The organism is Pseudomonas sp. B15(2017) (genome assembly GCF_002113215.1).
Taxonomy (GTDB): Bacteria; Pseudomonadota; Gammaproteobacteria; order Pseudomonadales; family Pseudomonadaceae; genus Aquipseudomonas.
Genome location: NZ_NEJZ01000017.1, coordinates 169,147 through 178,615, shown reverse-complemented (window position 1 = coordinate 178,615; position 9,469 = coordinate 169,147). Strand labels below are relative to the sequence as shown.

Here is a 9,469-nt window from a genome sequence, read left to right as displayed (position 1 = left end):
GACGACGGATGCCCAGCGGGCGCGCGGTCAAGGTGTACGGCAATTTCAATTCGGTGCCCGGATCGAACGCTCTTTCCACCAGGCCGTAGCTCAACGGCAGCAGTTGCACATGGGTTTGTTCCAGCGGGCAAGCTGCGGGCGCAACGATGGGGGCTTTCGAGGCGGCGGCAGCGTCGAGGATGGCGGGATGGGTCATGGGCGCGCCATCCCGGTGACGAACCTGATGGTGACTGAGTGAGCGACGGTAAACATTCACAGGTCCTGGTGATATCCAAACACAGGACTTTGCTGGGCTTCGCGCTCAGGCGCAGTCAGATACTTCCAGGCTTCTTGTAGGATGCGTCTCTGAAAAATGAACTACACGGCAACAAACTGCGCACCGCAACAGTGCAGCCGCCCACACGAAGCGCTCTAAATCGCGACCAACAAGTCACTGTTGTGATCCACTCGTACGGGCAAACATGCACTTCGTCGGTGCGTTACACCGTGCAGCCCGCAAGATTCGAGGTCTTCCCACCGATTGTCGAACAATTCATCCGATTGCCCTGGCCCGCTCTAGGATCTGACCTAGACTGGTTTTCGCGGAGCTAAACCGAGCGGTCACAAAGCCGAAAATTAATCGAAACTTTTGCTGATCGCACCGGGTCATCTGAACAACTGGGCCAAAGCGTTTGGTTCGTTCCTTGCAACGGCCTCTTCACCCATTCTGCTTGCGCGTGTTGGGTAGCGTTTGCTCACCGATGCGTGGCGCGTTTGCGCCCGGCCACAGGACTTGGCCATGGACATCGCTTGTTCAAGACAAGAATCAGATCAAACAAAACGGGAGATTCATATGATCAGTGCGGCATTGGAAATTCAGGGAGAACGGGCTCATCAGCCGATGGGTGAATCGAGCACCGTAAGCGTTCCCGGCAGCCGGTCGATCAACGTCCCGGGCACCAAGACACTGACGCCAGTGGCCAGTCAGAACCCCAACAAGAAGAAAGTGTTGTTCGTGACCTCGGAAATCGCCGATCTGGTGAAGACCGGTGGTCTGGGAGACGTTTCTGCCGCCCTGCCCCGCGCCATGGCGCATCTGCATGACGTCCGGGTGTTGATCCCCGGTTACCCGCAAGTGATGAACAGCGAGAATCCGATCCATATCATCGGCGAACTGGGTGGCCACGCCGCACTGCCGCCCTGCAAGATCGGGCGCATGGACATGCCCGATGGTCTGGTGATTTATGTGCTGATCTGCCCTGAACTCTATGCCCGCGACGGCGGCCCTTATGGCGCCAACAACGGTCGCGACTGGCCGGACAACCACATTCGCTTCGCCCGTCTGGGCCTGGCAGCTGCCGACATCGCCGCCAACCTCGCCCAAATCCACTGGTGCCCGGATCTGGTGCACGCCCACGACTGGCCGGCCGGGCTGGCGCCTGCCTACATGCACTGGCGCGGGCAGCGCACGCCGACTCTGTTCACTATTCACAACCTCGCCTATCAAGGCGTGACCAGTCTGGGCTCGTGCCCGGAACTCGGGATTCCCGCCCATGCCCTGCAACAGGAAGGCATGGAGTTCTACGGCAAGATGTCGTTCCTCAAGGCCGGCATGGCCTATTCGAGCCACATCACCACGGTCAGCGCCACCTATGCGCAAGAAATCACCACCCCGGATTTCGGCTGTGGTCTGGACGGCTTTCTCGCCGCCAAGACCCAGCAAGGTTTGCTCAGCGGCATCCCCAACGGCATCGATGAAAGCTGGGACGCCGCCACCGATCCGCACCTGTTCGCGCCGTTCGCCATCGGCGACTGGGAAGGCAAGGCAATCAACGCCGCCCACGTGCGCGAACTGTTCGGTCTGCATGACTCCGAAGGCCCGCTGTTTGCCGTGGTTTCGCGTCTGGTCTATCAAAAAGGCCTGGACCTGACCGAAGCGGTGTCGGAATACATCGTCCAGAACGGTGGCCAGATCGCGATCATCGGTCGTGGCGAACCGGAAGAAGAACAGGCCATGCGCGAGCTGGCGCTGCGTTTCCCCGGCCAGATCGGCGTGCGCATCGGCTTCAATGAAACCGACGCCCGGCGCATGTTTGCCGGCAGCGATTTCCTGCTGATGCCATCGCGTTACGAGCCTTGCGGCCTGAGCCAGATGTACGCCCAGCGTTTCGGCTCGCTGCCGGTGGCACGCAATACCGGCGGGCTGGCCGACACCATCGAAAACGGCGTCACCGGTTTCCTCTTCAACGAATCGACACCGGACAGCTACCGCGAAGCCCTGAGCCGCGCGTTCAAGGTGTTTGCTTTCCCGGAACTGCTGCACGCGATGCGCTGCCGGGCGATGGCCGCGCCGTTCAACTGGTGCAAAGCCGTCGAACCCTACGCCGAACTCTACGAACAACTGGTGACCAAGGCGCTGGGCAAAACGCACCACAAATAACCAGGGAGGTTTCAACGATGGCGTCACGGACACCTGAAAGCTGGCCACACGGCGCGATCATGCTGGATGCCGACCACACGCAGTTCGCGTTGTGGGCGCCGGATGCGTTTTACGTCAGCGTCGAGCTGGACGACGGTCAGTCCCTGCCCATGCTGCCTCAAGGCGATGGCTGGTTCGTGATCAAGAGCCGTTGCCCGGCCGGCAGCCGCTACCGTTTCAATATCGATGGCGAACTGGAGGTGCCCGACCCCGCCTCCAGGGCGCAGGACGGAGACCTCGACCGTCACAGCGTGGTGGTCGATCCTCATCTTTATTCCTGGCGCAACACCACCTGGCACGGCAGGCCGTGGAATGAGGCGGTGATCTACGAACTGCATGTCGGTGCACTCGGCGGGTTTGCCGAAGTCGAGCAGCATCTGGCGCGTCTGGCCGGGCTCGGCATTACGGCCATTGAACTGATGCCGATTGCGCAATTTCCCGGTGATCGCAACTGGGGCTACGACGGTGTGCTGCATTACGCGCCGCAAGCGAGTTACGGCACGCCGGAACAACTCAAACACCTGATCGACAGCGCCCACGGTTATGGCCTGGCGGTGATTCTCGACGTGGTTTACAACCATTTCGGTCCCGACGGCAATTATCTGCATCGCTACGCCAAAGGCTTTTTTCGCGAAGACAAACATACGCCGTGGGGCGCGGCCATCGATTTTCGTCGTCGCGAAGTGCGGGACTTCTTCATCGAAAACGCATTGATGTGGCTGCTGGAATACCGTTTCGACGGCCTGCGCCTGGACGCGGTGCACGCCATCGAGGACCCGGATTTCCTTCAGGAACTCGCCCGGCGCGTACGTCAGCAGATTGACCCGACCCGCCACGTCTGGCTGACCGTGGAGAATGAACACAATCAGGCCAGCCTGCTGGAAGACGCCTACGATGCTCAGTGGAACGATGACGGCCACAACGCTTTGCATGTGCTGCTGACCGGCGAGACCGACGCCTATTACGCCGACTACGCCGAGCAACCCACCGAACAACTGGCCCGCTGTTTGAGCCAGGGCTTCGTGTTTCAGGGGCATACCACCCGACATGGCACGCCCCGTGGCGAGCCCAGCGAGCATCTGCCCTCCACCGCGTTCGTGCTGTTCCTGCAGAACCATGACCAGATCGGCAACCGCGCCTTTGGCGAACGCCTGCATCAATTGGCCGACCCGCGCGCGCTTCAAGCCGCCACGGTGCTGTTGCTGCTATCGCCGATGATTCCGCTGATGTTCATGGGCGACGAATACGCTGCCGAACAACCGTTCCTGTTCTTCACCAGCCATCACGGCGAATTGGCCAAGCTCGTGCGCGAAGGCCGACGCAACGAATTTGCAGCGTTCAGCGCCTTCGCCGACCCACAGCGACGGGAGCAGATTCCCGATCCCAACGCCGCGCAGACTTTCCATGCCTCGCAACCGCGCCTGACCGGCAGCGGTACGCCGGCACAGCAGGCGACACTGGCGCTGTATCGGCAACTGTTGCAGTTGCGCCACCAGCACATCATTGCGCATTTACCCGGTACGCAGGCGCTCGGCGCCCACGTACTGGGCCGCGGCGCCGTCAGCGCACGCTGGCGGCTGGGCGATGGCAGCGAGCTGCGAATCGACCTGAACCTCGGCGACACGCCAGTGGTCAACCTTCCACAGACCGAACCGGTGTGGCTGTTCCGCCAGCCCGCTACCGCAGGTCTGACGGATGAGGGGCAACTGCCCCCGTATTGCGCGCTCGTCAGCCTCACGGCCGCAACCCCTTTGCCACCCTTGGATGGAGAGCGCCTATGAGCGATGCGCAACTGGAAATTCTCGCCAGCCGGGCCGGCCTTGCCGTCGACTGGATCGACGCCAATGGCCGCCAGCAAAAAGTCGCCCCGGCGGTGCTGCGCAATGTTTTGACCGGCCTCGGTCACCCGGCCGGAACGGCCCAGGAAATCGACGCCAGCCTGCTCGAACTGCAACAAGTACAGGAAAACCGCCAGCTGCCTCCACTGCTCACCGCAGACGTCGGCGTTGGCCTGGACCTGGCCCGCTATTTCCAACCCGAAACCCCTTGCGAGATTCACCTTGAAGACGGCTCGCGCCTGAGCCTCAAGCTGGACGCCAAGGCCGTGTTGCCGGGCGAGATTCCGGTCGGCTACCAGCAAGTGCACATCGCCGATCAACAATTCACTCTCGCCGTGGCACCGGAACGCTGCTTCAGCGTCGGAGACGCGGTGGACAGTCCGATCCCCCGCGTGTGGGGCCTGAGCGTGCAGCTTTATGGCTTGCGCCGCCCCGGCGATGGCGGCTTCGGCGACACCCAGGCACTGGAAGAACTGGCCCGGGTGGCCGGTGAGCGTGGTGCCGATGCGCTGGCGATCAGCCCGCTGCATGCGATGTTCAGCGCCGACACCGGGCGCTATAGCCCCTACTCGCCGTCCAGTCGGCTGTTTCTCAATGCGCTGTACGCCGCGCCCGGCGCAATTCTTGGCGAGCGCGCGCTGCGCGATGCGATTGCCGCAGCCGGCCTGACCGATCAGTTCGAACAACTGGAAAACCTGAAACTGATCGACTGGCCAAAAGCCGCCGAGGCCAAACTGAAACTGCTGCAAGCCTTGTACGACGGTTTCATCAGTGGCGAACACCCGTTACATGCAGACTTCTCCAGCTTCCGCGATGCCGGTGGCGAAGCGCTGGAAAACCATTGCCGCTTCGAAGCCATCCAGGAAATGCGCGCAGCCCGAGGCGAAAGCCTCGACTGGCGCCAATGGCCGGAACACTGGCAGGACCCGCGCGGCGCCGCCCTCGGCGCGTTTGCCGAGGAATACGCCGAGCGCATCAGCTACTTCGCATTCTGCCAATGGCTGATCCACCGCTGCCTGGAACGCGCCCAGACCGCCGCCCGCAGCGCCGGCATGGGCATCGGCCTGATCGCCGACCTGGCGGTGGGTGCCGACGGTGCCGGCAGCCAGGCCTGGAGTTTTCAGGATGAACTGCTGGCCTCGCTGACCGTCGGCGCGCCACCGGACATTCTCAATCGATCCGGACAGGGCTGGGGCATTTCCGCGTTTTCCCCGGAAGGTCTGGTGCGCAACGGTTTTCGCGCGTTCATCGACATGCTGCGCGCGAACTTCGCCCATGCCGGCGGGCTGCGCATCGACCATGTCATGGGTCTGCAACGGTTATGGGTGATCCCCAACGGTGCAGCCCCGGCGGACGGCGCCTACCTGTATTACCCGGTGGACGACTTGCTGCGTCTGCTGACCCTCGAGTCCCATCGCCATCAAGCGATCGTGCTCGGTGAAGACCTCGGCACCGTGCCCGATGGCCTGCGGGAAAAACTCATCGCCCGCGCCATGCTCGGCATGCGCGTGCTGTTGTTCGAACAGGACAACACTTTTTTCAAGCCGATACTCGACTGGCCGGACAACGCTCTCGCGACCACCAGCACCCACGATCTACCGACACTCAATGGCTGGTGGCATGGTCGCGACATCGACTGGAACGCGCGGCTCGGGCTCATCGATGGCAATGGCGAAATCGATTGGCGCCGTTATCGCGAACGCGAGCGCGAGGGCCTGCGCGGTGCACTGAGCCAGGATCCGCAAAACTTTCGCGAGGAATCCCACGAGGCCGATCAGGTGGTCGACGCCGCTGTACGTTTCCTCGGCCACACCCGAGCGCCGTTGGTGCTGCTGCCACTGGAAGATGCATTGGGCCTCGACGAACAGGCCAACCTGCCCGGCACCATCGACACCCACCCCAACTGGTCGCGCCGCCTGCCCGGCACCAGTGAAGCGCTGCTTGACGGCGTCGACGCCGCGAGACGCCTGGAACTGTTGGCTTGCGCGCGTCTTCAGGCAGCCGAGCGTGACCGATGAGTACATTGCCTATCCAGACACCGCGGGCCACGGTCCGCCTGCAGTTTCATCGCGGCTTTACCCTTGATCAAGCAGTGCCGCTGGTGCCGTACTTCGCCCGGCTCGGCATCAGCCACATTTATGCCTCGCCGTTGCTCGCCGCCCGCGCGGGCTCGATGCACGGCTACGATGTGGTCGACCCGACCCGCGTCAATCCGGAACTCGGCGGCGAGCCGGCCTTGCGTCGCCTGGTCGCCAGCCTGCGCGAGCATGGCATGGGGCTGATCCTCGACATCGTCTCCAATCACATGGCGGTAGGTGGCGGTGACAACCCGTGGTGGCTCGATCTGCTGGAATGGGGACGGCTCAGCCCCTACGGCGAGTTCTTCGACATTCAGTGGCACTCGCCGCACCCCTTGATGGAAGGCCAGTTGCTGCTGCCGTTTCTTGGCAGCGATTACGGCGTCGCGCTACAGGACGCGACCCTGCCGCTGGTGTTCAACGCCGAGAGCGGTACCTTCCATGTCGAGCACTACGAACACCACTTCCCGATCTGCCCCGGCGATTACGGCGAACTGCTCAAAGCCGATGACACCTCGAACGAAGCGCTCAAAGCCCTCGCCGACCGCTTCAGCGCGCTCAGTTATCAGACCGACGCCCGCTCGCTGGCCCTCCCGCTCAAGGAAGAACTTCAGCAACTGGCCAGCGACCCCGACGTTCTGCAGGCCATCCAGCGCAACCTGACCCGCTACGATTCGAAGACCGAAGACGGGTTTCAGCGTCTGCACCAACTGCTCGAGCGGCAAAGCTATCGTCTGGCGAGCTGGCGCACGGCGGCGGATGACATCAACTGGCGGCGCTTCTTCGACATCAACGAACTTGGCGGTTTGCGCGTCGAGCGTCCGGCGGTGTTCGAGGCCACCCACGGCAAGATTTTCCAGTTGATCGGCGAAGGCCTGATCGACGGCCTGCGCATCGACCACATCGACGGCCTCGCCGATCCGCGCAGTTACTGCCGCAAACTGCGCCGGCGCCTCGACCACCTGGCACCGGGCCGACACTTGCCGATCTACGTCGAGAAGATTCTTGGCGACGGTGAAACCCTGCCCACCGACTGGTCCGTGGACGGCAGCACCGGTTACGAATTCATGAATCAGTTGTCGCTGCTGCAACACGACCCGGACGGCGAACATGTGCTGGGCGATTTGTGGAAACGTCGCACCGAACGTCCCTCTGCGTTTATCGAAGAGGCGCAACTGGCGCGCCAGCAGATCCTCAACGGTTCGCTGGCCAGCGATTGCGAAAGCGTCGCCCAGGCCCTGCTGCAAGTGGCGCGCGATGACCTGATGACCCGCGACCTCACGCTCGGCTCGATCCGCCGGGTGTTGCAGGCGCTGATCGTGCACTTCCCGGTCTATCGCACTTACATCACTCCGATGGGCCGCTCCGCGCGGGACGAGGTGTTTTTCCAACAGGCCATGGACGGGGCGCGGCAGGCATTGAGCGAAGCCGATTGGCCAGTGCTGGACTCCGTAGCCGGCTGGCTCGGCGGCCAGCCGTGGCGACGCAAGCCCCGTGGCCGTTCGCGCAAGATTCTGAAACACGCCTGCGTGCGCTTTCAGCAACTCACCTCGCCAGCCGCCGCCAAAGCGGTGGAAGACACCGCGCTGTATCGCTCGGCGGTGCTGCTGTCGCGCAATGACGTCGGCTACAACACCGAACAGTTCAGCGCGCCGGTCAGCGACTTTCACGCGGTGAACCAGCAACGGCTGGCGAGCTTCCCGGACAACCTGCTGGCCACCGCCACCCATGATCACAAGCGCGGCGAAGACACCCGCGCGCGGCTGGCCGTGCTCAGCGAACGCAGCCACTGGTACGCCGAACAGGTCGAGTTGTGGCGCGCCCTCGCCCGGCCGCTGCGCCATGACGATCAACTGCCGTCGTCGGCAGACGAATTGATCCTCTATCAGGCGCTGCTCGGCAGTTGGCCGCTGGACCTGCGCGACGACGATCAGGCCGGTTTCGCCGACTACGCCAAGCGTGTCTGGCAGTGGCAGCAGAAAGCCCTGCGCGAAGCCAAGCTGCAAAGCAGCTGGAGTGCGCCGAACGAGGCTTACGAAAACGCAGCCCAAGCGTTCACCGAACAATTGCTGCTGGCCCCCGAAGGCGAACTGCTGCGCGGGGCGCTGGCCAAGACCGTCAACAGCATCGCCGCGGCCGGCGCCCTTAACGGGCTGGCGCAAACCTTGCTGCGCATGACGGTGCCGGGGGTGCCGGATCTGTATCAGGGCAACGAGTATTGGGATTTCAGTCTGGTCGATCCCGACAACCGCCGGCCGGTGGACTACGGCCTGCGCGAACAGACCCTGAAGGCGACGCCCGCCCAGGAGCTGTTATCGGGTTGGCGTGACGGGCGCATCAAGCAGGCCTTGATCGCTCAGGTGCTGCAGTTGCGCACCGAACACAGCGAATTGTTCCGCCGCGGTTCGTACCAGGCCCTCGAGGTGCTGGGCAGCCAGGCGCACAACGTGCTCGCGTTTGCCCGCGAGCATGGGGGGCAACGGGTCATCGTAGTCGTGCCGATCCGTTGCGCAACACTGCTGGAAAACAGTGCCATACCGAAGGTCGATGCGCTGCGCTGGGGCGATACGCGGGTGGTTTTACCGTTCGACGCCTCTGACGAAAATCTGAAGGGACTTTTTTCAAGCAGCGCAGTCACAAAAAACAGGGAGCTGCACGTCAGCGCCGCGCTGGGGGATTTCCCGGTCAATCTGCTTATTCAACACGTCTAGCAGCATGAGTTCAGTTCAGGAGCATTGCGATGAGTACCGACGATAAACGCATCCGCGAATTCGCCTATCAGATCTGGGAATCAGAAGGAAAACCCGAAGGCCAGGAAGCTCGCCACTGGGAGATGGCGCGCAAACTGGCCGAAGCCGAAGCGCTGGCACCGAAGAAATCGCCCAAGGCCGCCGGCAGTAAAACTGCCGGCAAGACCGCCACCAGCAAAGCCGCCGACGGCAAGGCGCCCGTAGCCAAACCCAAAGCGACCGCGGCCAAGGCCAAGCCAGCCAGTGCCGCCAAAGTTATTCCCCCGGGCGAAAAAGCCTCAGAGAAAAAACCTCGCGCACCGCGCAAGCCGCCAGCGGTCTGACGCGTCCCCAACCATTGAATTG

The 9,469-nt window shown here is 62.8% G+C and carries 6 protein-coding genes; 5 read left to right on the top strand and 1 reads right to left on the bottom strand.

Annotated elements, in window-relative coordinates; all coding sequences use genetic code 11:
* Positions 1–196 (bottom strand): hypothetical protein (locus CAF73_RS23260; RefSeq protein ID WP_139834869.1); only part of this gene is annotated, 196 nt, incomplete at its 3' end.
* A 636-nt stretch (positions 197–832) separates the two neighbouring features.
* On the opposite strand from CAF73_RS23260, the gene glgA reads away from it, so the two are divergent.
* From glgA to CAF73_RS23235, 5 genes are read left to right on the top strand one after another with little or no spacing between them, the layout of a single operon-like run.
* A complete protein-coding gene (gene glgA, locus CAF73_RS23255; RefSeq protein ID WP_085704028.1) occupies positions 833–2,419 on the top strand; it encodes a glycogen synthase GlgA in 1,587 nt (528 codons plus the stop codon).
* 17 nt (positions 2,420–2,436) lie between these two features.
* A complete protein-coding gene (treZ, locus tag CAF73_RS23250; RefSeq protein ID WP_085704025.1) occupies positions 2,437–4,239 on the top strand; it encodes a malto-oligosyltrehalose trehalohydrolase in 1,803 nt (600 codons plus the stop codon).
* On the top strand, positions 4,236–6,314 hold the full coding sequence (gene malQ / locus CAF73_RS23245) for a 4-alpha-glucanotransferase (protein WP_085704022.1): 2,079 nt from the start codon (positions 4,236–4,238) through the stop codon (positions 6,312–6,314). The genes treZ and malQ overlap by 4 nt, the downstream gene beginning before the upstream one ends.
* The gene (locus CAF73_RS23240) at positions 6,311–9,085 is read left to right on the top strand and encodes a malto-oligosyltrehalose synthase (RefSeq protein WP_085704020.1); all 2,775 of its coding nucleotides are present in this window, start codon (positions 6,311–6,313) and stop codon (positions 9,083–9,085) included. Before malQ ends, CAF73_RS23240 begins: the two co-directional genes overlap by 4 nt.
* A gap of 29 nt (positions 9,086–9,114) precedes the next feature.
* Complete coding sequence (locus tag CAF73_RS23235) at positions 9,115–9,447, top strand: DUF2934 domain-containing protein (RefSeq protein ID WP_085700683.1); 333 nt, start codon at positions 9,115–9,117, stop codon at positions 9,445–9,447.
* Positions 9,448–9,469 lie beyond the last annotated feature (22 nt).

What these genes read in the sequence shown, in the direction of transcription:
- CAF73_RS23240 (WP_085704020.1), top strand. Translation starts at nt 6,311, where the DNA reads ATGAGTACATTGCCTATCCAGACACCGCGGGCCACGGTCCGCCTGCAG.
- glgA (WP_085704028.1), top strand. Translation starts at nt 833, where the DNA reads ATGATCAGTGCGGCATTGGAAATTCAGGGAGAACGGGCTCATCAGCCG.
- CAF73_RS23235 (WP_085700683.1), top strand. Translation starts at nt 9,115, where the DNA reads ATGAGTACCGACGATAAACGCATCCGCGAATTCGCCTATCAGATCTGG.
- malQ (WP_085704022.1), top strand. Translation starts at nt 4,236, where the DNA reads ATGAGCGATGCGCAACTGGAAATTCTCGCCAGCCGGGCCGGCCTTGCC.
- treZ (WP_085704025.1), top strand. Translation starts at nt 2,437, where the DNA reads ATGGCGTCACGGACACCTGAAAGCTGGCCACACGGCGCGATCATGCTG.